Here is a 24076-nt window from a genome sequence, read left to right on the forward strand (position 1 = left end):
CTGCTTACTGGCAGTCTTTTTTATCTATTATGTGTTTCATCATATGTGATTTTGCTGCGAAAGGTTCCGTTTTCCCCTTTAAAAACATAGGAAATAGCCCCTTGCTTATCCGTACGCCATATTTCAATCCCCCTCTTCTCAAAACGCTCTATAACGTCCTTATGAGGGTGCCCATACCTATTACGCTCACCGGCAGAAATAACCGCTATATTAGGCTGTACGACGCTCAGAAAAGTTGTTGTAGATGACGTATTACTCCCATGATGAGCAACCTTTAAAACATCCACTCGCAACTCTGGATACGTAGCTACTAAAAACTTCTCACCTTCTTCTTCTAAATCACCTGTAAACAACCACCTTAGTCCTCCTAATTTTGCCAACATTACAATTGAAGCGTTATTTTCACTGCTCTCCTTCCCTGTTGGCGCTAATACGAAAAATTCCGCTCCATTTATGCTCCAACTTTCTCCTTCTCTCACTTCTCTTATTTTCACTTCCTTTTCTAAAGCCTGTTTCTTTACTATTTTTTCTAATTCCGCATCTCCATGCGTTATAATTAATTTATCGATCTTTTTAATACCTTCCTTTTGTAAATAAGGAATCAAAATATCATTTCCGACAGAAAATTCATGCTTTTTACGTTGCCATTCTTCCTTGTTTGGACGAATTGTTCCACCAGTATCAATAAGGTAAATCTCTTGATCATACGGGAGGCGAATTAATATTGCATCTCCCTGTCCAACATCGAGAAAGGTAACACTCCCACTTTCTCGAAAATACGGATATACATAATGGCATGTACTAATAAAAAGAAATACACCCGCAGATATAAACAGAATCCCCTTCGTCATTCGCCTTTCCCAAACCATCAATATACTAATAATACTCACGCAATATAGGGCTACAAGAAGTATAGGTGTTTGTCCGAAATTAAGACGGGTAAATGGTAAGTTTTCGCAATAACTTAAAAAATCATTAGAAAGATTCAAACCTATTGATAATACATTCCCAAGCCTTTTTGCAAGAAAAGGAATGATCGGTATACATATCAAAATAACAATACTGCACGGCAATACAACGAGAGATAAAAACGGAACGTATAGGATATTTAAGAAAATACTATATGGAGAAAAATAACCGAAGTGATATAACAAAATCGGAGTACTAACGAGCTGTGAAATGAAAGAAATATAAATAGAATTTCGAATTACTCCATTACCACTCTCTAGTAAAAGCGGGGCAGATAAAAGTAAAGCAAAACTACCGACGAAAGAAAACTGAAAACCAATATTAAACACGAGATATGGATCAAATATAAGCATACATATAGCTGTTATACTTAAAGCATCTAAGCTAGATAAACGAATAGAACACATAAAAGCAATTAACATGAAAACTCCTGTTATAGAAGCTCTTATAACAGATAGTGACGCTCCTGCTAAAATCATATATAGCGGAATGCAGAAGATAAGACATACTGTTGCTACCTCCCTTGTCACACCGCTTCTTAGCAAAATAAAATACACGATTACCATTAACAATACGATATGCGATCCTGAAATCGCCAACAAATGCACGAGACCGAATTGTTGATATTGCTCTTCAACTTCAAATGTCATTTGTTGTCTATCACCAAATACTAATGCATTCATAAAAGCACCTGATTGTTCTGGAAACATTTCTGTAACTTCTGAGATTGCTTGTTGCCTCAAAAGAAGAATCCATTGCACGAGTGATAACGATGTTTTATGGCATTCAGAAATATATGTAGCGTCCAATATGAAATGAATATTTTGCTTATATAAATAATCACGATAATTAAACCCATGGAAATTCCGAGCTATTTGTGGTTCTTTCCTCTCACCTTCGAATACACATGATACTCCTGCATGTAATTGTCGCATCTGTTTCTTTTCCAAGGCTGATTTCATTTTGTAACTTAACTGCACTATATTTTTATTCTGATCTTCAATTTGAAACGAAAGGCGATCTCCATTAATAAGAGGTGTATTATGTATCATCCCTCTTGTAGCTTCGTAGGACTCTCCCAGAGGCTTGTTTTGCCCTTGAACATACGTGGTGTACATAGCGCCACTTAAACACGCTATCATACAATAAAAGAAGGTTTTACGCGAAGTACGATACAAACAAAAGAAAACATTTAAAACGAGACAACAAATTAGCCATACAACTGAAGAGGAGAAGGCAATTGCAATCCCAATTATAAATGAGATTGCAACATAGCCCCATTGTCCTTGCAACTCATACTCACTCCTTATAGCATCATTTTTGCTTTCGTGAATACATGCTGTAATTCTTCCATTGATAAGTTCTCTTTTTCTAAAGATGCAAATAGTTCTTTTAACTCCATATGACGCTTTTGATCCTCTAATGCTGCAATATCGTATTCTAGCGGAACGTGTTTCACTGTTACATTCGCTTTTTCAAATAACTCTACGGCATACGGATGATTTTTATAATCCTGTGCATAATAAACTGCTGTAATACCACTTTGAATAATCGCCTTACAACATTGTAAACAAGGAAAATGCGTAACATAAATTTCCGCTTCCTCCGTTTTCACGCCAAATTTTGCACACTGTAATAAAGCATTCATTTCTGCATGAATTGTACGAACACAATGATTATCAATAACGTAGCATCCATCATCTATACAATGTACGCCACCTTTAATTGAACCATTATATCCACCAGCAATAATTCGTTTATCACGAACAATTGTCGCTCCTACTGCAAGCCTTGTACATGTACTACGTAAAGATAACAAATGGCTTTGCGTCATAAAATATTGATCCCATGAAATTCGTTCCATATTCTTCACCTACTTTTTTGTCTACTTGTAGTGTAGCGAATGAAGAAAAACTTCGTCAATCTTTTACGGAATAATAATTTGATCTTTTATTTTCTCCAAAGACTTCACACCAATCCCATCAATCTCTAACAAATCTTCTATTTTTTGAAACGGACCATGTTCCTCTCGATATTTCAAAATACTTTCTGCTTTCCGAGAACCAATACCTGTAATTTTTTCAAGTTGTTCTTTAGAAGCTGCATTTATTTGAACTTTTCCCTCTCCCTTTGAAACAGCAGCTACCTCTTGCACTTGTTCGTTTTTATTCGGTACATAAAGAAGCATTTGGTCTTGTACCATTTGCGCTAAATTTACCTTCATCCTATCTGCCTCAGGCAAAAAACCACCTGCTTTTTCAATGGCATCCTTGACCCGGTCCCCTTCTTTCATTTCATACACCCCCTCTTTAACAACAGCCCCTTTCATATCAATTACAATTATTTTTTTCTGCTGCTTTGTATCCGATATTTTCGGTTTACTTTTCTTCTCTATATCTTTCGCTTGAACATCCGTTGCAATAGCTGATCGCTCTGTATGCTCGTTCGTTTTCCAGAAAAGAAGAAAAAGCACAGTTCCAATAATAGCTGCTAATCCTAACCATTTCTTTGGAAAATCCCACATCATTTTTCACCTCTAATCATAAATTTATAACATCATTCATATTGTTTAGGAGAAAGCTGTTACGAAGGAGGGATGAAACATTGAACATAGGAATTATAGGGACAGGAAACATGGGGAATATACTAATCGATGCATTTTTAGAAACCCGTGCTACCAAACCTTCGTGCCTTACGATCATTAATCGAACGCCCGCCAAAGCATATCATATAAAGGAAAAATACCCTTCTGTTCATATAGCCAAAACTATTGATGAGGTAATCGAACGATCACATCTTATTTTTATTTGTGTAAAGCCGATAGATATATACCCAATCTTACAAAAATACGCCGAACATTTTTCTGATGAAAAGTGCTTAGTTTCTATCACAAGTCCAATATCTCCATCACAATTAGAGACACTTGTACCTTGCCATGTTGCTCGTATTATTCCGAGCATTACAAACCGCGCCCTATCCGGCGCATCACTATTTACATTTGGAAGTAACTGCTCTGAAGAATGGCAACAAAAACTATTTCGCTTATTCAAAAACATTTCTACTCCCCTTGTAATAGAAGAAGATATAACGCGCGTTTCATCTGATATAGCAAGCTGCGGCCCTGCATTCTTTAGTTATTTATTACAATGTTTCATTAATGCTGCTGTAGATAAAACAAATATTACACATGAAGAAGCCACTACTTTAGTAAGTGAAATGGTCGTTGGAATGGGGAAACTACTCGAAAAAGGAATTTTCACATTGCCTACTTTACAAGAAAAAGTATGTGTGAAAGGCGGCGTTACAGGAGAAGGTATTCAGGTTTTAGAAGAACATGTTGGAGATATGTTTCATAAATTAATCGAGCGGACACACGAGAAATTTGATGAAGATTTAAAATGCGTTGATCAGCAATTCAATAAACACACATAATAAATACGTCATCGTCATTCCAAATCCTTTTTATAAATACTTAATTTTTCACATTACATTTTTACTTAAACTAGCATCTTCACAATTCACGTATGTCATTTTCTTATTATCCTAGAACTAAAATTACAGCTTCTTCACAAAACAAAAGCAACCTTCTCGGTTGCTTTTGTTTTATCCGTTTTTCTTCGCCATGAAGAAAATGCGCTCTGTTTGTTCTGTAACTTCAAGTCGCTCAAAGTCACCAGTTACACGAAGCACTGTAAAACCAGCTTCTTCAAGCCATTTCGTTAACTCTTCAACCGGATATGCACGTTGTACGTGACATTCGTCAAAACGATGGTACACATCTTCTTCTGGGTCTTGAACAAAGAATGTTAAATCATGTTCTACACTATTTGAATCTTCACCAGGGAAGCAATTCCAAATAAGAGATATTTCTTCTCCATTCACTGTGTATGTTTCATTTTGAAATACATGATGTATTTTATATAAAGAATGTACATCAAATAAAAACAAACCATCTTGACGTAAATGATGAAACACTCTTCGGAATGTTTCTTGCACTCCATCTTCTTGCAATACATAGTTTAATGAATCACAAAAGATCGTTACACAGTCAAACTCACCTGGAACATCAAGCTCCCGCATATCTTGTTGGTAAAAAGGAATAAAATATCCTGCCTCGCCTAGTTTTTGCTGTGCGACTGCTAACATTTCTTCCGAAAGATCGACACCGATTACATCGTAACCCTTTTGTATAAGCGGAAGCGTTACATTACCAGTACCGCATGCTACATCAAGAATCTTTGCCTCTTTCATATCCGCTTGCTGCAAGCTTTCCTCTGTGAATTCCACCCATTTATCATAAGGGACATCATTCATTAGTTCATCGTACAGCAACGCAAATTGCTCGTAGTTCATTGGCCTAACTCTTCTGTAATATCTTCACGTGGCACATCGCCCCATAGACGCTCTAAATTATAGTGATTACGCTCATCTTTATGGAATACATGAGCAACTACATCTCCAAGGTCAACTAATACCCAGCGAGCTTCGTCAAAACCTTCCATACGTTGTACGTCGATTTGGAACTCGTGTGCTTTCGCTTTAATTTCACGTGCAATTGCTTGCACTTGCTTATCTGAGTTACCGTGACAAATAATGAAATAATCTGCGATTGGTGAAATACCTTGCATATTTAGGACAACCATATCTTCTGCTCTCTTATCATCAGCTGCTTTTGCTGCTAATACTAATAAATCTTTATCTTTCATTTACTCATTTCCTCCTTGATAACTGCATTGTATGTTTGGAATGTTAATGGATAAATCGTTTGATCTTTTTCCATTAAAAATTGAATTGTTCTCTTTAACGCAAATAATAAAGCTTGATCTATATCCGTATATGCGAGTTTACGAGCTTCCTCCACCCCTGGAAACTTTCGCCCAGGCTCAATATAATCAGCTACATAAATTACTTTATCTAACATCGTCATTTTCTCATGACCACTTGTATGATATGTAATAGCTTGCAGGATTTCAGGATCTGTAATACCTACTTCTTTTTCTACTAAGTATGCCCCAACAGGTGCATGCCATAACTCTTTGTTATAACAAAGTAAATCTTTCGGCAAACCTTCACTTTTAATGATCTCTTCCATCTCTGAAATCGCTCTACACTTCGCATAATCATGGAATATAGCTGCAACTTCAGCCTTTTTTTCATCCACACCGTATAATTTAGCGAGTTCAATTGCCGTCTCCATTACACCAATTGTGTGTATATAACGTTTTTCATGCATTTGTTGTTTCACAATATGAAGTGCTTCCTCACGATTCATACAACCCATTCCTCTCGATATATACCTGTACTTTTTCAGGAAGTAAATATTTGCATGTTTTCTTCTCTTTATATCTCTCACGTAATAAAGATGAAGAAACTGCAAACTCCGGAATTTCCACAGTGGTGATAGGATAAGGTGTATGCAATGTATAACCCGGTCTTGCAACCCCAACAAACGTTACAAGATCAAGTAACGCTTCAATGTTATACCACTTCGGTAAATACTCAACCATATCTCCACCAATAATAAAGTGAAACTGCACATCCGGATGCTTCTTCGTTAATTGTAGCATAGTGTCATACGTATAAGATGGGCCCTTCCTGCTTAGCTCTTCTAAACAAATAGAAAAATGTTCCTCTTCCTCAGTCGCAAGTTCTAACATTTGTAAGCGACTTTCTACACTTGTAATATTCCGCCCTTGTTTATGCGGCGGAATTTGGTTCGGTAAGAACCATACTTCTTCTAAATTCAAAGCATGATATACTTCATTTGCAATGAGCAAATGTCCATAATGTGGCGGATCAAATGTACCGCCAATGATGCCAATTTTCCTCAAAAGAAACGCCCCTTCCTTTTACGTACAGCAACTCTCTTCATTCCTAACAGAAGAGAGTTGCTATTAATAAAAGTTCAATTGGTTTCGTTCTCTACATCATTACGCATCAACGATAAAAATAGCGCATGCTAATCTTTTTATCGAGGAAGCTTAATTTGTTTATTTTCTCTTGACTCTTTGTATAAAACGATTGTGCTTCCAATTACTTGAACGATTTCCGCACGTGCACCTTTTGCAAGTTCTTCCGCAACTTCACGGCGATCGAATTCACAGTTTTGTAGCACACTTACTTTAAATAGCTCACGAGCTTCTAAAGTATCTGCGATTTGTTTAATCATATTTTCATTTACTCCGCCTTTTCCTACTTGAAAAATTGGTGTTAAATGGTGTGCCTGTGCACGTAAAAATCTTTTTTGTTTTCCTGTTAACATATATGTTAGCCTCCAAGCTTTCTTATAACTAATTGTTTCATTCGTTCGATATTTGGCGTGCGCCCTGTCCACATTTCAAATGCAAGCGCTCCTTGATAAACAAACATATCAATACCATTTTGAATCATTGCACCTTGCTCTTTCGCCTCACATAAAATTTTAGTTTCAAATGGATTATAAATTATATCTGATACAATCGTTCCCTTTTTCAACGAAGAAATTTGTAACGGCGTATGTTCGACACGTGGATGCATACCTATTGTTGTCGTCTGAATGATAATATCATAATTCTCTTGTTCTTCTGTTGCTTTCTCTAACGATAAAGCAGCAGAATGAACAGTAGCCGTACATGCAGTAATAAGTTCTTTCGCCTTATCTACTGTACGATTCGCTACATCAATCTCTTTCACACCTACATCAGCAAGTGAAAAATAAATAGCTCGACTAGCACCACCTGCGCCAAGCAATAAAATACGTTTCTCTTGAAGTGGTTCACTACTAATGGACTGCAATGCTCGGACAAAACCAATTCCATCTGTATTGTAGCCAATCAATTTCCCATCCTTATGAACCACCGTATTTACTGCACCAATTTGTTTTGCTAGCGGGTCAATCTCATCCAAATAATCCATAATCGCAACTTTGTGCGGAGTTGTTACATTAAATCCTGAAATACCTAACGCTTTTAAACCTCTTACTGCTTCCCCTAGCACTTCCTCTTTAACAAGAAAGGCATGATAATGGGCATCCATATTCAAGTGTTCAAATGCATCGTTATGCATAACGGGTGATAATGAATGTCCAATTGGATTTCCGATTACACCATATAATTGTTTCATAAATCCCTCTCCATATTAAATTAAAGATTTACGCAATGAAACACTTACTCCTTTTGGTACGTGTGCAACAATTTTTGCTCCCGGTTCGTTCACAGTAACCCATCCTAATCCAGAGAATACAACATCCGTTTTTGGTTCACGAATATTAAACTCGTATTTCACTAGCTCTGGCATATTTTCTAATTCTTCTGGTGTTGGCGGGCTTAGTAAATCCCCTGCATGATTTTTATACAATTCATCTGCTTTCTCAAGCTTTGTACGATGGATTGTTAAACGATTTGAGAAGTGACAAGTAAATGCGCGACGACCGCCACTTACGTAATCAAAACGTGCCAATCCGCTAAAGAACAATGTTTGTTCTTCATTTAATTGGAATACCATTGGCTTAATTTCTTTTGTTGGTGTAATAAGCTTTAAGCTTTGTTTTCCAACATAATGAGCCATTTGATGGTGGTTAATAATACCTGGCGTATCATATAAAGAAGATTCTTCGTCTAACGGGATATCAATTAAATCAAGCGTTGTTCCTGGGAAATGAGATGTTGTAATTACATTTTCAGTCTCATCACTAAATTCTTTAATCATACGATTAATGAATGTTGATTTCCCTACATTTGTACATCCAACAACGTAAACATCTTTTCCGCCGCGGTAATACTCAATCGCATCTGCCAGCTCAGCAATCCCTTGTCCCTTCGCTGCACTAATTAAAAAGACATCTTCTGGCTTTAATCCTAGCTGCTTTGCACTATAGCGCATCCAATGCTTTACTTTATCATGTTTTACTGACTTAGGAATTAAATCAGCTTTATTCCCAACAAGTAATACTTTATTATTTCCCACGAAACGATGTAAGCCAGGTAACCAGCTACCATTAAAGTCGAAAATATCTACAATTTTAACTACTAACGCATCCGATTTTCCAATACCGTTTAGAATACGTAGGAAATCATCATCTGTTAATGAGACATCTTGAATTTCGTTATAATGTTTCAATCGGAAACAGCGTTGACAAATTACTTGTTCTTTTTCTAAAGATGAGGCAGGAGCATATCCCACTTCATTTTTATCTTCTGTTTGAATTTCTACACCGCAACCAATACATTTAATTGTTTCAGTCAAACTTTATTCCTCCCAGTTAATTAAACCTTTTTTCTTCATGTTTCTCATAATTCTTCGTTCAATTTTTCGATTAAAGCGCGTTACTAATCCGTCTGTTTGTGCTACTGGTACAACTAAAATTGTATGCAGTCCAACTCGGTTTCCACCTAGCACATCTGTCAGTAACTGATCCCCAATTACTACAACTTCATCTGGTTGCAACTGCATCTCTCGTATCGCACGCTTAAACGCACGAACAAATGGCTTACGCGCACTATGAATAAATGGAATGCCTAATGGATCAGCAAAATCTTTCACTCGTTGCTCATTATTATTTGAAACGACCGTTACTTGAATGCCTTGCTCTTTCATTTTCAAAAACCATTCTTCAAGTTGTGGCGTTGCATTTGGACGATCCCATTCAATTAAAGTGTTATCTAAATCAGTAATAACACCTTTAATTCCACGTTTCTTCAAATCTTCTGGTTGAACATGATATACATTTTTCACATATTCATTTGGTAAAAATAGTTTCAATTTCTTTCACCTCTTTGAGGAGTTTTCATAAAAATTTTTCGACAACATATTTCGATATATGGCCTGTGGATAAAATTGTACACATTTTCCACATTAATATTTCAGTTAATTTGGAATTTGCTAACAATCTATACACATTTTATCCACCTAGGTATGTGGATAACCACTCGTTTGTGACTGTCATATTTTTTTGGTACATTAAATGCAACAACGAATCAATCCTTATATTATTAGGAGGTGACTCACCTTGAAAACAAAACATATGGAACAGTTATCTACTGAGTTACTCACTGAGTCTTATTATAAAGCAAAAGAACTAAAATTAAATCCCGACTTCATTTTACTTATAAAACAAGAAATTATTAGACGCTCATTAGAGGACAAGCTTGTTAAATCGTCTTGATTACATATAAAGTGGAATTTTAATTAACTAACTTGTAAAAAGAGCCATCCTGCGATGGCTCTCGAATAAACAAGTACTCCCATCTAGGGAATTTCATCATTACGCATCTTTGTCCATAAATCTTGCTTACAGTTATAAAATCTTTTTTACTTATGAGCCAATCGAGTAGCAATTTTTTCACCAAGGCGAAGCTCTTGCCCACTCTTCAATTCTTGCACTACTTCTATCATATCTTTTTCAAACAATAACACAACTGTTGAACCGAATGTAAAGTATGCCATTTCTTCACCTTTTTGAACAGTGTCTCTTTCATGCAGCAGCTCAATACTATTTACAAACATAGCTCCTACTTTTACAAGCGCCATATGTTCACCGTCACTATTCACTTCTGTAACGGAGCGATAGTTTTTTGACAATGGTTCTTTCCCGTATTCCATACCAGCTGCATTTACCGGATATGATTTTCTACCGAGTACAAATCTTTCAGTCACAGAACCAGAAAGCGGACTATGAATACGATGATAATGACTTGGGCTTAAATAAATAACCATATATGTACCACCTGCATATCGCTGTGCACGTTCTTCATTACCTAGCATATCCACAATCGAATAACGCTTGCCTTTAATATCAAATGTTTTTGTGTCCTCAATAGGACCGTGATCAGCAAAAACACCATCAACAGGACTAACGATACTCGATGCATCTGTATCAATACTACGCTTTCCTTCTTTTAGCTTACGTGTAAATAATTCATGCAATGTTCTATATTCCTTCAAACCCTTTTCCATCTCATCTTGATTAATTTGAAATACTTTCGCATACGATGGAATAATGATAGAGCTCAAACGAGATTGTGCAAATTTACGTAATATATAAGAAGTAAAACGACCATTTGTAAGTTCGATCATAAGTCGATATAATGTACGTCGCAAATTGCGGAACCTCCTAATCAGTCTATAACTTTAGCTTCCCCTTCTTTTCCTTCTATATCATATGTAAAATTAGTTCTTATTCCCACATATCATATAGAACCGCCATATTATACATGCAGAAAACTAAGTACGGTATTATTCTTAAATTGTTTAGCACCTTCTAATATTACAGATAGAATCCGTCATTTTCAACAGTGAACATGGATTTCTTCTGAACACAACTCTTTTTCTTTCCTTATTTCCAAAAAGAAAAGCAGCCCATTTTAAAATACGGCTGCTTGTAATGTACATTATTCTTTTGCTTTTTTCTCTTTCTCTGCTCTTACAAATTCATGGAACATTTTCATTAAAGCGCGCTTTTCAATTCTTGATACGTAGCTTCTGGAAATACCAAGTGCCTTCGCAATCTCTCGTTGCGTTTTCTCCTTATCAAGCCCCAGTCCAAAACGCTTCACGATTACTTCTTTCTCTCGTTCGTCTAAAATATCGATATACTCTTTAATCTTTTCTAACTCCATACTAAGCTGGATCATATCAATTACATCTTCAGACTCTGATTTTAATATATCAATAAGCGATATTTCATTCCCCTCTTTATCTTGCCCAATTGGATCATGAAGTGAAACGTCCTTTTTCGTTTTCTTTAATACACGTAAATGCATCAAAATTTCATTTTCAATACAGCGTGCTGCGTACGTCGCAAGTTTTGTACCTTTTCCTGCCGAATAGCTCTCGATTGCTTTAATGAGCCCGATTGTACCAATTGAAATTAAATCTTCTGCATCTTCCCCTGTATTTTCAAATTTTTTAACGATATGAGCTACAAGCCGTAAATTATGTTCAATTAACAGATTCCTCGCTTGAGCATCACCTTGCTCCATTAACTCTAAGTACTTTCTCTCATCGTCTGATGATAATGGCTGCGGAAACGCATTGTTCTTCACATAAGAAACAAAAACAAACACTTCTCGAACCATATATCCAATTGCGGCGAATAGACTCAAACCTTTCACCTCCGCCAAAATAGTGGTCTTTACTAAGTGTATGTGGGCATGAGGTTGTTTGTGTCTGTACAGTTTATTTATAAAACTCACCACTTCCAACATTTAAAATATTTTATTGTTATATTATAATTATATAAAATTGTTATTTATATATGAATATGCTATTAAAGGGGACACTATTCATGCTCACATTAGATCGATTATTAAATGTAACAATTTATTTAGGGGTATTTTTACTTTTCATTTCATTCATTACTTTTGTTATTAAGAGAGGGCCTGATTTATTATTTTTTCAATTTGGAATTTCCTTGTTTTTTGGAGCTCAAATTATAATCGGAATGAAATTTTTTCATAACTATGGTTTCTCCTTTCACTCAAAATTAGAACTACTTATCTTTATTTTCTATGTAATTGGATTTATTACATGTATACTATCGTTCTTTCACTTTCAAAATCCCTATCGAATTTTTTTATTAATTTGTAGTTTTTTATTTTTAACTGGATCCAATTATTACTTTAAAGAAACATTAAAGTTTAGTAAAAAAACTCTAAAGCAACATAAAACTTTTTTAAGTACACAAGAAGAAGACTCTTTCCCAAAAGAAGTCCGTAAATTTTCAGAGGATTACAACAACATAATAAGGAATGATTTTTATGAAATACCGATGATTCCTACTGAATTACAGATTACAAGCAAAAAAGATTCTTCCCATAGTACATCTTTCTTAGTTGAACTTCATAATATGGAGGATAAAATTACTGATGACTCTGTACAATTAACTCCATCAGACCGTTTTTATATACTGTTAAATACACAAAAAACAAAAATATCAAAAATAGTATATGAAGGGCGAGATTTTTTCACATTAACAGTCACACTAAAGGCTCTTAATTTACAGCAGGAACCAGAAATTCATAATATGTTTTTAGAAATAGATAAACGTAGAGCAATGAATCTTCTTGATTTCGAAATTAAAGCCCATTCTAAAGAATGGAAAGTAACATTTAAAAGTGATAGTTCTCCTTCCAACCTTCCTATCACATTTACATTTGAAAAACGAACAGGCAAATTATAAAAATAAAAAGAGTTATTTTCTTTGAAAAATAACTCTTTTTATTTTACTTGCTCCAAATTTTCTCACCAGTATGCGCATCAATATAACGAACTTCTCGACTACCGTCGAAGAATTCTTTATAATTTTCACACGTTGTTTGTTTATACAGCAATTGATATACCGTTTCCTCTACATCATGATCTATAGACCATTCTAATTTAACTCGGATAGCATCTCTGTATATTTCTAACGCTTCTTCTTTCGTTACTTTTGGTGTTGTTTCGTATGTAAGTAATTTTTTTATAAGGTTGCTAGACTCTCCAGAGTAGTGCATCACAGCACCATTTTCCGCATTGATGTTAATCATAAATTGGTTATACTCTGCCGGAATATCATTTATATATATAGAAAAAATAAATCTTTCAATCCCATCTTCAGCTTCTTCACGTTCCTCCCAAAGACGCAGATATTGTGTGATATCTGGAATAACTTGTTCCAAAAATTGAAGTGCTTTTTGTAAACATTCCTCTCTAGATAGTATTTGCTTTACTTCTTTATCATCTGTCAATTTTATAAAACCAGTTAATTCATTGGTTAATTTATCAATTGTAACGCTAACTAAATTATTATATTTCAGCATCGGTAAATGCTTTTTAAAGAATTCATTCATTAAATATGGATTCTTTTCTTCTTTCTGTTTTTGTAATTCCTCCTTCAAAACAAATTTCATCCTTATTTCATTATCATTTTCCGTCTCATCTACTTTTGCAAAATTTTCTTTATCCCAGTCAAATAATTCGAATATGTCATCTTGCCGGCTACCTTTTTCTAATTTTTCAACAACTACTGTTGGCGGTAATTTATAATGTTCTGGCCCATATAAATCTTTACCTGTACTTGCATCAATACATGCATGACTAGGCTCTGGTTCATATACAAGATGGTACCCTTTTACTTCTTCTCCATTTTCATACTCACATGAGGAGTGTGTTAAATCTACAAATGCAAGTCTCATATCTTGTCTAGCCTTCAAATTTTCTAAGACGACGTTCTCCTCAACAATATCACTTGGCCATAACGGTTTTTTCTCGATAGCTTTTTGTCCATTATAATGAAAATGCATCACATCACCTAATGGATGTACTTGCACAACACACCCCGTATTCGGCAATGGATAGCCATTCACTTCTTGCATATAATTTACTTCTTTCCAACCGCGCCAATCATCCTTAACAGTTACATATGTATAAAATTCATATCCTTCTTTTGTATATTTTTTTAAGAATGTATTTGCAACCTCTCTTGCTTTATTCTCTTCTATCGCTTCCTTACCGCTCGAAAAAGCTTTTTCATCCTCTATCCTAAAGTCAATTAAATTACCAGTATGTCTATTCAACGTAATCTGTATCGTTCTCTCCCCATCCCCTTTATGTTCCCACCATAATAGATGATATGGGTCATCCACACCTTCTTGATCATCTACAACAAGCCTATAATCATCTGGAATGTCCATAATATGAGCCACTTGCTCTTTTCTTTCTTTATCTTTTTGATTCATCATACCGCTCCCTTTATTACAATTTAAGGTAATTATAACAAACAAAAGAAATATAAAGTGAAACTATAATCAGCCCTCACCAATCGGGATTTTACGGGCAGTAAGACCCCCACCTACCTTCTTTGCTTTCGCTGAATTTTGAGATAAAGGCCTTACTGCCCGGCAAATAGCGGGATAAACGAAAAAAGACTAGAGATATCTCTAGTCTTCTACTTCGTTTCACGATGTAACGTTACTCGCTTTAATCGTGGACAATATTTTTTTAGTTCGATGCGCTCTGGATTGTTTCGTTTATTTTTTTTAGAAATATAATTACGATCACCGCACTCTGTACAAGCTAGTGTAATATTTACACGCATATGTAATTCTCCTTTCTTTTAAAGATCGCAAACTAAATCGTAATGATTACGATTTATATATTATATAACTTCATTCTATTTGTCAATTGCAAAAAAAGACAAAAAGCTGAAACAATTAGTTCATACGAAATTCACACGAATCTATTACTATAGAAACTGTACATAGTGAACTTATTAACAATCACGTTTATTTATATAAAATTTTATTTGAAAGGAGTTGAAAATATGAAAACTAAATATCGTTTTATGATCTCATCATTTGCTGCTTGCGCCTACATGATTTGGTGTTTAGTATAATAACAACCTCACTTGTAAATAGGAAAAGGTGTGTATATAAATGGAATATAATCAATCAACAGTTAACTACTGGAAAGCTTTTGTACTACCATATACATTTGCTTTAGAAGAGTTAAAAACTAAATTTGAAATTATGAACCGGGAAGCCCAATTTTTAGAGGATTACAACCCGTTTGAACATATAAAAACAAGATTAAAACAACCTGAAAGTATTATTAAAAAACTTGAGCGTAAAAATTTATTACCGACAGTTGAAAATGCGCAAACGCATTTACAAGACATCATCGGCATTCGTATTACATGTTGCTTCGTAGAAGATATCTATCATTTAAAAAATGTCATTCAAAAGCGTGAAGATATGGAAATCATAGAAGTAAAAGATTATATCGCTAACCCAAAACAAAATGGCTATAAAAGTTTACACATGATTATCAAATACCCTTTATCACTAAATTCTGGTACAAAAGAAGTCTTTGCAGAAATTCAATTACGTACGCTTGCAATGGACTTTTGGGCAAGTTTAGAACATAAACTTTATTATAAATATGAGGGGAAAATACCTGAGTATTTAAAAGATGAACTACATGATGCAGCAATGAAAGCTGAAGATCTCGATAATAAAATGGCAACCATTCGCCAAGATATTGATGATATCGAAGCATGCTCAGATCAAATTATGTTACCACTATAAAAAAAGGTTCTCGCCAATGAGAACCTTTTTTGCGCTATTTACGGAAAGTTTCACTTTATTTCTTCTCTATCGTGCGAACCTCTTCAATTTTCCAGCCATCCTCTTCTTTTCCAAGTGCATACTGTACTTTCTTCTGAATAGTGACCTCTCCTTCTATTTCCTTTTCTTTTGTTTCAACAACAACATATCCTGCTTTACTAGCTTTTATGTCTATATGTTCCAATTCAATTTTTTTATTTCCCTTTTGAAAAGCTGCTTCTTTTTGCGTTTTTAAGTCTTCAGCACTAGGCATGTTCTTTGAAAATAACTCCATATGTTCAGTAAGATTTTTTTCATTTGTCGTCCGTACAAATTTCTCTATCACACCTTGAATCGTTTTCTCTTCTTCTTTCGTTATTTGTACCTTTCCTTCAGCTTTTGTAGTAGTAGCTTTTTGTTCTATCTGATTCTCTTTGGATTGACATCCAACTAGCAATAATACACCTATTAGAAAGGATAATATCCCTATGAAAAAAGCTCTCATCTTCCCATCTCCTAAAAAGAAAAGTGAGGCATTTCGCCTCACTTTCGTTTCTAATTAGCGTCTTCCTTTATTCGGGTCGCCACCGCCAACAATATCAAAGACACGTTTAGCGATATTTGTATTCTCTTGAACGCCAGAGAACAAGTATTTACCAGGGCCAAATGCATATACGTTTACATCTTCTCCTGTATGTCCACCTGTTGTCCATCCTGTAACCGAACGCTTATTGAAAATATCTTCAATCGCATTATCAATCTTTGTTACATCTTTTGAAGGAGCAATATCATTTACCGCTTTAATTTCTTCAGGTGTTAATTGTAAATCAATATATTTTTTCAATGTTTCTTCTACATTCGCACCGTTTGCAATCTCATTTGCCATAAAGTCTGGTGTGCGTTTTGCAGCTTTAATTGGATCTACTTTAAAGTTATACTCACCATTTGCACCTAAAGATAATCCACCAGTAGCGTGGTCTGCCGTTGCAACGACTAACGTATTTTTATCTTTTTTCGCAAACTCAATCGCTGCTTTAAATGCTTTTTCAAAGTCTTCCATTTCACTCATTGCGCCAACGATATCATTATCATGTCCTGCCCAGTCAATTTGACTTCCTTCAACCATTAAGAAGAAACCTTTTTTATTTTTGTTCAAACGCTCAATTGCTGCATTTGTCATTTCTTCTAATGAAGGTGTTTTATCAGTGCGATCAATCATTTTATCTAAACCGCCTGGTGCAAATAAACCAAGGATTTGATCATTTTTATCATTTAACAATTGATCTCGATCTGTTACGTAGCTATAACCAGATTTCTTAAACTCTTCTGTAAGATTGCGATCTTTTCTAACAAAGTTTTTTACGCCGCCGCCAAGCATAACATCTACTTTATGCTTCCCTTTAATTTTCTCATCAAAATAATCATTTGCAATTGCGTCCATATTTTTACGACTAATGTCATGCGCACCGAAAGCAGCTGGTGTTGCATGTGTAATTTCAGAAGTAGCAACTAATCCTGTCGATTTCCCTTTTTCCTTCGCTTGTTCAAGAACAGTTTTTACTTCTGCTTTATCGTTATCAACTGCAATTGCCGCATTATATGTTTTAATTCCTGCTGACATAGCTGTTGCTGCAGATGCAGAGTCTGTGATATTTTCATGTTCATCTTCCGGATATGTTTTTTGTGTTCCTACAAGATGTTTATCAAACTCTGTAGATTCCATCTCAAAAGTTTTTGGATTATCTTTCATATAACGGTGAGCCGTCATATATGAAGGGCCCATACCATCCCCAATTAATACAATGACATTTTTAATCTTTGCATTGCTTCCGCTCTCATCTGCACTCACTTCACTAGAACGTGTAAAATTCCATGTTGCTACCGAAGTAACTGCTAACGACGCCACAACTGCAAATGGCCATGCTTTTTTCACAAACTTTTTCACTGTCTTGTCCCCCTAATTAGGTTATTCATTTCCCACTATCAAATTTAATAGAAGACTGTTAAGAGAAAATTAGTTATATGTAAATTTTTTGTTAACTTATGTAAATATCAGTTATAATTTGTATAACTTTGTCTTTTCATATCAACCATCTTCTCCTTTACAATCAAAATATAAACAAGTTGGATTTCATTTAACGTAAATCTCTTATTTAACATTTTCAATCTACTTTTATGAAAATTAATAGAAACGTGGTGAACATGTATGAAAATAATAAAGCTAGATGAAACTTTTATTTTTGATTTACTCGACCTTTGCAAATCTATTGGATGGTTACAAAATAAAGCATTTATGAAAAAACAATTCGAAATGTACCTTTCTCTCGGTACACTTGTCGGTTATATGCATGAAAATAAACTGATTGCAGCTGGAGGCGCATTTCCTTTTAAAGATAGGTTTTCTACTATTGGTATGTTAATCGTCCATCCTCATTTTCAAGGCCGAGGCATCGGGCGTATTTTGCTTAATCACTGCTTAGAACACACTCTTACAAAACAACCAATTGCACTTATTGCAACAAAAGCTGGCGAGCCTCTTTATACATCATGCGGATTTCAAACAATAACGACGATTCATCGTTTTGAAAAACAAACTACTAAGACACATATCCCTCCTACAAAACAAGTAAAAGAAAAAGATCTTATATCTCTTATTTCTCTCGATCAAATTACAACTGGTGCCGATCGTTCTTTACTTTATTCATTACTATTACCAAGAACCAGTCACTCTTTTAAAATTGAGAGACATAACTGTATAGAAGCTTTTTCCTTATGCATACAAAAAGATAGTATATTATGTATCAATCCACTTATCGCCAAAAGAGAAGAAGATGCTATTCAATTACTACAAAACATATGTGAATGTTGGAATGGCACAGTAAGAATTGATGTCCCACATTCACAATTTTCATTTCGCAAATTTCTTCAAATAGAAAATTTCCAAGAAACGCTCCTTTCACCTCTTATGATAAAAAATGGTAGCGAACTTCCTGGAAATCGTAATATGCTATTTGCTATGATAGATACAGCGTTATGTTAGAAAGGAGACACCTAATTGAAGCGATTTAGCTATTTTATGGTAGGTTGTCTTACTCTTACACTATTAGTAGGATGTAGTGCAGCAGAAAAGCCAGTAGAACAAGTAAAACAAGTTAAAAATACACTTACAGCAAAACTAGCTACCGAGGAAAAAATGGTAGAAATAGATGGTCAAACCATTTACTTCAAAAAGATTGGTAATGAAAAACCACCTTTACTTATGATCCATGGATTTGGAGGATCGTCAGATGGTTTTCAAAAGATTTACTCAGACTTAGCAAAAGATCATACAATTATTTCTGTAGATGCTTTAGGATTCGGGCGCTCATCTAAGCCGATGGATTTTTATTATTCTTTCCCGACTCATGCAAATTTGTATTATAAATTAATGAAAAAACTAGGTTACGATTCGTTTGCAATATTGGGCCACTCAATGGGCGGAGAAATTTCTCTTAATTTAACATATTTATATCCAGAATCCGTTACACACCTTATTTTAACTGATGCTACGGGCGGTCCTCATACACTCGTTAATAAACAAGGATCACCAAGACCACAGTTGTCGACTGATTTAAATACCGTTTCTGCCATTGCAGATTATGATGAGAGCAAAGTGAGATTTAAACGTAATGATGAAGAGCATTACAATAAAATGAAATTATGGCCTAGACGTCTTCAAATTAATGCAAATGAAATAAAACAACCAACCTTAATTATATGGGGAAGAAATGATAGTAGCGTTTCTTGGAAAGAGGGCGAAACGTACCATCAATTTTTAAAAAATAGTACTTTCCATATTATCGAAAAAGGTTATCACGCACCATTTCGTCAGGAACCACAGGAGTTTGTAGGGTATGTAAAAGAATTCTTTGACAAAAACCCTATAATAAATGAAAAATAAGCGGGTATCTCATTTTGAGATACCCGCTTTCATATATTAAGCAGCTTGCTTTTGGCGTTTTTGAGTTTTTGAACCTAATACTTTCGGAATAACGAAACCATCTATTCCAAATTTACCAGCATTCATACCAGAAACTAGAACGAACATTGATAGAATAACCATTTCAGGATTCACACCAATTGACCCACTAAACATATAGGAAAAGTTCATTACAAGACCGAAAAAGACCGCTGTTTTTGTTAAACAGCCTACAATTAAACCAATTCCGACTAAAATTTCTCCCCACGTTACAAGTGTATTAAATAGATCAACGTTTGGAATTGCGAAATCTTGTAAAAATGATGCCCACCAAGATTGAACAGCCGGTTGTGCTCCTTTAGATTTTTCAATTGCACCTTGTAAATAACCAGTTGCATCGAATCCTTTTCCTTGTAGTTTACCGATTCCAGCCATTAACCATGTGTAACCAAGATACACTCGAATTACCGCTAACACAAAAGAAACTGCTTTGTTTTCTCTTAAAAATTGAATAACCATATCTTCCTCCTAAAGTTGTAATTAAGTTAGTTACAGATAATATAATAACATTAGTTACTTATTTTTCAAACGTTAATTATGAATAATTCGTGACATGTGTATGAAACATTAAAAACTAACGTTTATATAGTAACTTTTATTACCTGTAAAAACTTGAACATATCATACCATAAGTGATAATGGTTTTCATTGAAGAAAATGTAAAAAAAATGTGAGTTAAATGTGAAACACGTTTATTCGAATATAGAATAAACGTGTTTCACACTACTTATATAATTGAAATGTATGTGTCTCTTTATCAATTAACCGTGCTTCTTCAAAAGCCTCTCCTAACGTTTTTTCATGGTTAATAAGCCCGTAAAATAAGCGTATTGTAAACATAAGTGCTGCATTCCCATCTACATAATCTATTGATCCAATATAAGATTTTGCGCCACTACGTAAGAAAGATTCTGCTAATTTTCGCTCCCCTAACGTACAACCACTATTTACAATATTTACATTATGCAATTTTGCATATTTATAAATTTCTGCTGAACCAAAGTATCCCCGCGGTTCATCTTGTTCATATATATCTTCACCTAACTCTTCCATGACAAATTTTCCTTCCTCACCATGAAAGCAAAAGACAACATAATCGATATCATTATATAAACCCTTTCCAGAAAGAATATCGATGAACTCTTTCGGCCTACCAATCCAGTACGTTATAACTTTCGCCCCAAAATACTCAAGTGATGCTCGGATTGATTGCGCCTCTAAATCCGAATTAAAACCAACTACTAGTGCAACATTCAACATACACCCTCCATCCTATAATTAGATTTCACCAATTAGACTTTTAAAGGATACATCCATTTCATATATACCCGTTTCTTGCAAAAAATCAGCTCTAGTTAAAACGACCTTCTGTAAATATTGCCTATATGCTGTAATTGTCCCGTCGTGAGATACAATACAAACTCTTTCCGCACCTAGCTCATAACAAAAAAGAAGAAATTCATCTACTATTTGCTGAAAGCTATGTTCTGAAATAGTATTTATACCTTCCTTCCATAACTGCTGATTTGTGTTTTTCTCTATCGAAAAATGTGGAAATGAATTTGTTATTATTCCCTGATCTACTATGTGATCACATGGTAATGTTTTCGCTCCTTCTCGATAAGGAAAAATACGCGGGGATACATATGGATGGACAATTTTTTGACAAGCTACCTTCTCACTCCATATCGCCGCCGTTTGCAAAGTTCTAAGTGTAGGGCTAGCGATTAATATATCCGTTTCTTGCAAGGGTACATTGCATTGAAGTAATTTAGCTTGATTCCTTCCCTCATCTGTTAATGATGGATTCAACCTTTGTAAACTTGCTGGCAAATCTTTTGTATGTTCTCCTTCACCGTGCCGAACAAAGACGAGTTTCATGCCCATCCTCCTCTCACTATGAAATTCTCTCACATATTTCTTCCCTATTTGATCCTTTATTCCTGCTATAAGAAAAAGCAATATGTAAAAAAGATTTGACATAATAAATTAGGAAATATTACAATTGTATATGTAAAATACTTTTTACAGGAGAAAGGGGAATCATACATATGAAATGGATAACCATCTTAATTGGCATGATTATATGGGGATATATAAACGGATTTTTTAGCAGCGATAAAACTGCTAATCCTTGGATTACAGATGATGAACGGGAAACAAAAATTAAACAGAAAGCAATTATTGCAAGCTGGTCCGGTGTTTTTATGTTTTGTACCATTAACCTCTTAAACAAATGGTTAGGTGTAGAAACAAACAATACATCACCTTACTTACCATCTTCTATCGCAACTATTTTAAAAGAAAATGTAGAGTTACAAATTTTATTTATGCTATTTATTACGTATGGCTTATTTTACATATACTACCGAAGAAAACTAAGCGCTTAACTTTTTATCTCATGATTGTCCTCCTAAATGGTTATAGTAATTAGGACGAAATGAAAGGAGCGATAGAAAAATGAGTAACTCGAATGATTTTTTAGATACGCTGCATGAAAAACAAGCAAAAGATGAACAAAATAGAAAACGTCAGGGAAACGGAAACCCAGCGAAAAAAAAGCCAAATAAAACGCATAAATAACCAATAAAAAAATGTGCCTAAAATTATCTTTTAGGCACATTTTTTATTCTTCTTTTACCGAGATGACATTTCCCCAATTCCATTTCTCATAATACCACTCTGGTACATCTATATTTTCAATCCACTTCACTTCATGCTTTCCATCTCTATGAGCAAGCCATACATCTGCTTTCTTACGGTCTGAACGTATCCATATTAATTGATTGCTCTTCTTCATAAAGATTGGATGATAATCACCCTGCTTATGAGGTGGCTTTGTGATTCGATGCTGTACATTGCTTGTACTATCAACCTCATATAAAGATGGTAGTGGCCTTTTTTCTGGCAATGTTTCAAATCCTCCCTCTTTTGCTCGAGAGACGATAATTATGTTATCGTTCTTCCATGTAAAATCCCAATCAACATATCCTTGCGGCGTAAATGTGTTCTGCTGAAGTGCTGGCAGTTCTTTTACTTTTAAATGTTTATTCTCTAACGCAACTCTCCCACTTCCTTCAATATAGGCCAATATATTGTTGGCTGGCGCCCATTTGAACCATTGTGTGTTTAATAACATTTGATCTACCTTTTCAAAACGACTACCATCTGCACGAACTAAACAAAGCGTATTGCTATCAGCTGACCATGAAGCTGTCGGTACTGCTAAAAATGAAATCCACTTTTGATCTGGTGACCACTTAAAGCCACTTGCAACTAGCGCTAGGAAATCATCATGTTCATTTGGCAATGCATACAAATGCTTCATTTTATGAGGGTTCATATGGGCATCTTTTTGCACTTCATATAGCTGTGCTCCTGTCCATCCAGTTGGAAGTAAGTGTGCTTCAGAAGATACAAGAAACTTCTTTCCATTCGGGTACCATGCATAATCACCTACACCAGCCGATACATTTTCAAAATCTGCATTCTTTTTTTCTACCTCGAAGGTATGTAATGTACCTGTAAATATAAATGCAATTATATTTTCTGTTGGTGACCATTGATAATTTGATACTTCTGAGTGAAACGGCGTAACTTTCTTTCCATCTTTTAGCCGATATAACTCAAGATTACTTTGTTTCTTTCCTTTTACATATGCCAGCCACTCTCCATCATGAGACCACTTTGGCCCTGTTATATACTCTCCTTTTGTAAGTTGTTTTTCTTTTCCATCAACTTTAATCCAGAGGTCATGATGACGAATAAAAGCAATTTTAAATTCATTATTTTCTGCGCTACTATTAATGGTTGAACATAAAAATACGACTAACATTGTACCAACGCTTACTATGAACCGTTTCATAACACCCCTCCATTTCCCTCATAGCATTCCTCAATCTCCACCTACAATATGTAAAAGATACCTATTCGACATAATCAGAAAAAATTTCCCAAGAAATTTCAAATTCATAGAGGATTGGTATGAATTATGTCGAAAATATAGTTTAGCTAACATCCGATTATGTAA

At 34.8% G+C, this 24076-nt stretch carries 29 protein-coding genes; 8 read left to right on the forward strand and 21 right to left on the reverse strand.

The features are described from left to right. Window positions 1-20: 20 nt before the first annotated feature. The 3 genes from FH036_RS14450 to FH036_RS14460 all read right to left on the reverse strand — a co-directional run bounded on the left by FH036_RS14450 (window position 21) and on the right by FH036_RS14460 (window position 3496). A complete protein-coding gene (locus tag FH036_RS14450) occupies window positions 21-2261 on the reverse strand; it encodes a DNA internalization-related competence protein ComEC/Rec2 (RefSeq protein WP_139895899.1) in 2241 nt (746 codons plus the stop codon). Between the two features lie 14 nt (window positions 2262-2275). Beyond that, window positions 2276-2833 (reverse strand): ComE operon protein 2, encoded by a 558-nt coding sequence (locus FH036_RS14455; protein ID WP_000439783.1) that lies wholly within the window; start codon window positions 2831-2833, stop codon window positions 2276-2278. Window positions 2834-2896: 63 nt separating this feature from the next. Continuing rightward, window positions 2897-3496 (reverse strand): helix-hairpin-helix domain-containing protein, encoded by a 600-nt coding sequence (locus FH036_RS14460; RefSeq protein WP_070806850.1) that lies wholly within the window; start codon window positions 3494-3496, stop codon window positions 2897-2899. Between the two features lie 77 nt (window positions 3497-3573). Here FH036_RS14460 and comER point away from each other — a divergent pair, with 77 nt between their 5' ends. Continuing rightward, a complete protein-coding gene (gene comER / locus FH036_RS14465; protein WP_001020537.1) occupies window positions 3574-4401 on the forward strand; it encodes a late competence protein ComER in 828 nt (275 codons plus the stop codon). A 171-nt stretch (window positions 4402-4572) separates the two neighbouring features. Here comER and FH036_RS14470 read toward each other — a convergent pair whose 3' ends face one another. The 8 genes from FH036_RS14470 to FH036_RS14505 form a co-directional block, all read right to left on the reverse strand. Then, window positions 4573-5322 (reverse strand): class I SAM-dependent DNA methyltransferase, encoded by a 750-nt coding sequence (locus FH036_RS14470; RefSeq protein ID WP_001105566.1) that lies wholly within the window; start codon window positions 5320-5322, stop codon window positions 4573-4575. Further along, window positions 5319-5675, reverse strand: a complete 357-nt coding sequence (rsfS, locus tag FH036_RS14475; protein WP_000653200.1) for a ribosome silencing factor — start codon at window positions 5673-5675, stop codon at window positions 5319-5321. Before rsfS ends, FH036_RS14470 begins: the two co-directional genes overlap by 4 nt. After that, window positions 5672-6241, reverse strand: coding sequence for a bis(5'-nucleosyl)-tetraphosphatase (symmetrical) YqeK (gene yqeK, locus FH036_RS14480; protein WP_001078246.1), 570 nt, complete (start codon window positions 6239-6241; stop codon window positions 5672-5674). The genes rsfS and yqeK overlap by 4 nt, the downstream gene beginning before the upstream one ends. Next, window positions 6231-6800 carry a nicotinate-nucleotide adenylyltransferase gene (gene nadD / locus FH036_RS14485; protein WP_001226058.1) on the reverse strand — a complete coding sequence of 190 codons (570 nt, stop codon included), beginning with the start codon at window positions 6798-6800 and terminating at the stop codon, window positions 6231-6233. The genes yqeK and nadD overlap by 11 nt, the downstream gene beginning before the upstream one ends. 137 nt (window positions 6801-6937) lie before the next feature. Next, the gene (gene yhbY / locus FH036_RS14490) at window positions 6938-7231 is read right to left on the reverse strand and encodes a ribosome assembly RNA-binding protein YhbY (protein WP_000955224.1); all 294 of its coding nucleotides are present in this window, start codon (window positions 7229-7231) and stop codon (window positions 6938-6940) included. A gap of 5 nt (window positions 7232-7236) precedes the next feature. Further along, window positions 7237-8070, reverse strand: a complete 834-nt coding sequence (aroE, locus tag FH036_RS14495) for a shikimate dehydrogenase (RefSeq protein ID WP_139895900.1) — start codon at window positions 8068-8070, stop codon at window positions 7237-7239. 15 nt (window positions 8071-8085) lie between these two features. Beyond that, window positions 8086-9192 (reverse strand): ribosome biogenesis GTPase YqeH, encoded by a 1107-nt coding sequence (gene yqeH / locus FH036_RS14500; RefSeq protein WP_000140795.1) that lies wholly within the window; start codon window positions 9190-9192, stop codon window positions 8086-8088. Window positions 9193-9195: 3 nt separating this feature from the next. After that, the gene (locus tag FH036_RS14505) at window positions 9196-9708 is read right to left on the reverse strand and encodes a YqeG family HAD IIIA-type phosphatase (protein WP_000765311.1); all 513 of its coding nucleotides are present in this window, start codon (window positions 9706-9708) and stop codon (window positions 9196-9198) included. Between the two features lie 247 nt (window positions 9709-9955). Here FH036_RS14505 and sda point away from each other — a divergent pair, with 247 nt between their 5' ends. Then, the gene (sda, locus tag FH036_RS14510) at window positions 9956-10111 is read left to right on the forward strand and encodes a sporulation histidine kinase inhibitor Sda (RefSeq protein ID WP_000850094.1); all 156 of its coding nucleotides are present in this window, start codon (window positions 9956-9958) and stop codon (window positions 10109-10111) included. 146 nt (window positions 10112-10257) lie between these two features. Here the strand turns inward: sda and FH036_RS14515 are convergent, their stop codons facing one another. Together FH036_RS14515 and sigK are read right to left on the reverse strand one after the other, a co-directional pair. Then, window positions 10258-11046 (reverse strand): phosphatidylserine decarboxylase, encoded by a 789-nt coding sequence (locus tag FH036_RS14515; RefSeq protein ID WP_001254997.1) that lies wholly within the window; start codon window positions 11044-11046, stop codon window positions 10258-10260. Window positions 11047-11336: 290 nt separating this feature from the next. Then, entirely contained in the window at window positions 11337-12050 is a 714-nt protein-coding gene (gene sigK, locus FH036_RS14520) for an RNA polymerase sporulation sigma factor SigK (protein WP_000051382.1), read from the reverse strand. 182 nt (window positions 12051-12232) lie between these two features. Between sigK and FH036_RS14525 the strand changes: the two genes are divergently transcribed. Beyond that, window positions 12233-13126, forward strand: coding sequence for a hypothetical protein (locus tag FH036_RS14525; protein ID WP_139895901.1), 894 nt, complete (start codon window positions 12233-12235; stop codon window positions 13124-13126). A 43-nt stretch (window positions 13127-13169) separates the two neighbouring features. On the opposite strand, the gene FH036_RS14530 is transcribed toward FH036_RS14525, so the two are convergent. Both FH036_RS14530 and rpmG read right to left on the reverse strand, forming a co-directional pair. Continuing rightward, window positions 13170-14663, reverse strand: coding sequence for a YcdB/YcdC domain-containing protein (locus tag FH036_RS14530; RefSeq protein ID WP_139895902.1), 1494 nt, complete (start codon window positions 14661-14663; stop codon window positions 13170-13172). A 209-nt stretch (window positions 14664-14872) separates the two neighbouring features. Beyond that, window positions 14873-15022 (reverse strand): 50S ribosomal protein L33, encoded by a 150-nt coding sequence (gene rpmG / locus FH036_RS14535; protein ID WP_001265617.1) that lies wholly within the window; start codon window positions 15020-15022, stop codon window positions 14873-14875. A 337-nt stretch (window positions 15023-15359) separates the two neighbouring features. On the opposite strand from rpmG, the gene FH036_RS14540 reads away from it, so the two are divergent. Then, on the forward strand, window positions 15360-16010 hold the full coding sequence (locus FH036_RS14540; RefSeq protein WP_000456224.1) for a GTP pyrophosphokinase: 651 nt from the start codon (window positions 15360-15362) through the stop codon (window positions 16008-16010). Window positions 16011-16065: 55 nt separating this feature from the next. Here FH036_RS14540 and FH036_RS14545 read toward each other — a convergent pair whose 3' ends face one another. Together FH036_RS14545 and FH036_RS14550 are read right to left on the reverse strand one after the other, a co-directional pair. Next, a complete protein-coding gene (locus tag FH036_RS14545; protein ID WP_001201006.1) occupies window positions 16066-16533 on the reverse strand; it encodes a hypothetical protein in 468 nt (155 codons plus the stop codon). Window positions 16534-16587: 54 nt separating this feature from the next. After that, window positions 16588-17973, reverse strand: a complete 1386-nt coding sequence (locus FH036_RS14550; RefSeq protein ID WP_000714935.1) for an alkaline phosphatase — start codon at window positions 17971-17973, stop codon at window positions 16588-16590. 261 nt (window positions 17974-18234) lie between these two features. Between FH036_RS14550 and FH036_RS14555 the strand changes: the two genes are divergently transcribed. Together FH036_RS14555 and FH036_RS14560 are read left to right on the forward strand one after the other, a co-directional pair. Continuing rightward, window positions 18235-19068 carry a GNAT family N-acetyltransferase gene (locus FH036_RS14555; RefSeq protein ID WP_139895903.1) on the forward strand — a complete coding sequence of 278 codons (834 nt, stop codon included), beginning with the start codon at window positions 18235-18237 and terminating at the stop codon, window positions 19066-19068. 15 nt (window positions 19069-19083) lie between these two features. Beyond that, window positions 19084-19968 carry an alpha/beta fold hydrolase gene (locus tag FH036_RS14560; RefSeq protein ID WP_070806854.1) on the forward strand — a complete coding sequence of 295 codons (885 nt, stop codon included), beginning with the start codon at window positions 19084-19086 and terminating at the stop codon, window positions 19966-19968. Window positions 19969-20004: 36 nt separating this feature from the next. Here FH036_RS14560 and FH036_RS14565 read toward each other — a convergent pair whose 3' ends face one another. From FH036_RS14565 to FH036_RS14575, 3 genes are all read right to left on the reverse strand, one after another. Beyond that, window positions 20005-20505, reverse strand: coding sequence for a DoxX family protein (locus FH036_RS14565; RefSeq protein WP_000236600.1), 501 nt, complete (start codon window positions 20503-20505; stop codon window positions 20005-20007). Between the two features lie 264 nt (window positions 20506-20769). Next, the gene (locus FH036_RS14570) at window positions 20770-21306 is read right to left on the reverse strand and encodes a delta-aminolevulinic acid dehydratase (RefSeq protein ID WP_044793769.1); all 537 of its coding nucleotides are present in this window, start codon (window positions 21304-21306) and stop codon (window positions 20770-20772) included. 18 nt (window positions 21307-21324) lie between these two features. Continuing rightward, a complete protein-coding gene (locus FH036_RS14575; RefSeq protein ID WP_138321079.1) occupies window positions 21325-22029 on the reverse strand; it encodes a histidine phosphatase family protein in 705 nt (234 codons plus the stop codon). Window positions 22030-22097: 68 nt separating this feature from the next. On the opposite strand from FH036_RS14575, the gene FH036_RS14580 reads away from it, so the two are divergent. Beyond that, window positions 22098-22436: a phosphoglycerate mutase gene (locus FH036_RS14580; protein ID WP_139895904.1), complete on the forward strand. Its 339-nt coding sequence runs from the start codon at window positions 22098-22100 to the stop codon at window positions 22434-22436. Between the two features lie 70 nt (window positions 22437-22506). Further along, window positions 22507-22629 (forward strand): DUF4023 domain-containing protein, encoded by a 123-nt coding sequence (locus FH036_RS14585; RefSeq protein WP_000071861.1) that lies wholly within the window; start codon window positions 22507-22509, stop codon window positions 22627-22629. A gap of 43 nt (window positions 22630-22672) precedes the next feature. On the opposite strand, the gene FH036_RS14590 is transcribed toward FH036_RS14585, so the two are convergent. Beyond that, window positions 22673-23911: a TolB family protein gene (locus tag FH036_RS14590; RefSeq protein WP_000819450.1), complete on the reverse strand. Its 1239-nt coding sequence runs from the start codon at window positions 23909-23911 to the stop codon at window positions 22673-22675. Window positions 23912-24076: the final 165 nt, after the last annotated feature.

The sequence above is a fragment of the Bacillus sp. CD3-5 genome (assembly GCF_006349665.1).
In the GTDB taxonomy this organism is placed as follows: Bacteria; Bacillota; Bacilli; order Bacillales; family Bacillaceae_G; genus Bacillus_A; species Bacillus_A paranthracis.

Coding starts and splice junctions, on each gene's coding strand:
- rpmG (WP_001265617.1), bottom strand. CDS start 15,022: ATGCGTGTAAATATTACACTAGCTTGTACAGAGTGCGGTGATCGTAAT.
- FH036_RS14575 (WP_138321079.1), bottom strand. CDS start 22,029: ATGTCAAATCTTTTTTACATATTGCTTTTTCTTATAGCAGGAATAAAG.
- FH036_RS14545 (WP_001201006.1), bottom strand. CDS start 16,533: ATGAGAGCTTTTTTCATAGGGATATTATCCTTTCTAATAGGTGTATTA.
- FH036_RS14530 (WP_139895902.1), bottom strand. CDS start 14,663: ATGAATCAAAAAGATAAAGAAAGAAAAGAGCAAGTGGCTCATATTATG.
- FH036_RS14540 (WP_000456224.1), top strand. CDS start 15,360: ATGGAATATAATCAATCAACAGTTAACTACTGGAAAGCTTTTGTACTA.
- FH036_RS14590 (WP_000819450.1), bottom strand. CDS start 23,911: ATGAAACGGTTCATAGTAAGCGTTGGTACAATGTTAGTCGTATTTTTA.
- FH036_RS14565 (WP_000236600.1), bottom strand. CDS start 20,505: ATGGTTATTCAATTTTTAAGAGAAAACAAAGCAGTTTCTTTTGTGTTA.
- FH036_RS14580 (WP_139895904.1), top strand. CDS start 22,098: ATGAAATGGATAACCATCTTAATTGGCATGATTATATGGGGATATATA.
- rsfS (WP_000653200.1), bottom strand. CDS start 5,675: ATGAAAGATAAAGATTTATTAGTATTAGCAGCAAAAGCAGCTGATGAT.
- yqeK (WP_001078246.1), bottom strand. CDS start 6,241: ATGAATCGTGAGGAAGCACTTCATATTGTGAAACAACAAATGCATGAA.
- FH036_RS14555 (WP_139895903.1), top strand. CDS start 18,235: ATGAAAATAATAAAGCTAGATGAAACTTTTATTTTTGATTTACTCGAC.
- FH036_RS14470 (WP_001105566.1), bottom strand. CDS start 5,322: ATGAACTACGAGCAATTTGCGTTGCTGTACGATGAACTAATGAATGAT.
- FH036_RS14455 (WP_000439783.1), bottom strand. CDS start 2,833: ATGGAACGAATTTCATGGGATCAATATTTTATGACGCAAAGCCATTTG.
- FH036_RS14585 (WP_000071861.1), top strand. CDS start 22,507: ATGAGTAACTCGAATGATTTTTTAGATACGCTGCATGAAAAACAAGCA.
- FH036_RS14460 (WP_070806850.1), bottom strand. CDS start 3,496: ATGATGTGGGATTTTCCAAAGAAATGGTTAGGATTAGCAGCTATTATT.
- FH036_RS14525 (WP_139895901.1), top strand. CDS start 12,233: ATGCTCACATTAGATCGATTATTAAATGTAACAATTTATTTAGGGGTA.
- aroE (WP_139895900.1), bottom strand. CDS start 8,070: ATGAAACAATTATATGGTGTAATCGGAAATCCAATTGGACATTCATTA.
- yhbY (WP_000955224.1), bottom strand. CDS start 7,231: ATGTTAACAGGAAAACAAAAAAGATTTTTACGTGCACAGGCACACCAT.
- FH036_RS14570 (WP_044793769.1), bottom strand. CDS start 21,306: ATGTTGAATGTTGCACTAGTAGTTGGTTTTAATTCGGATTTAGAGGCG.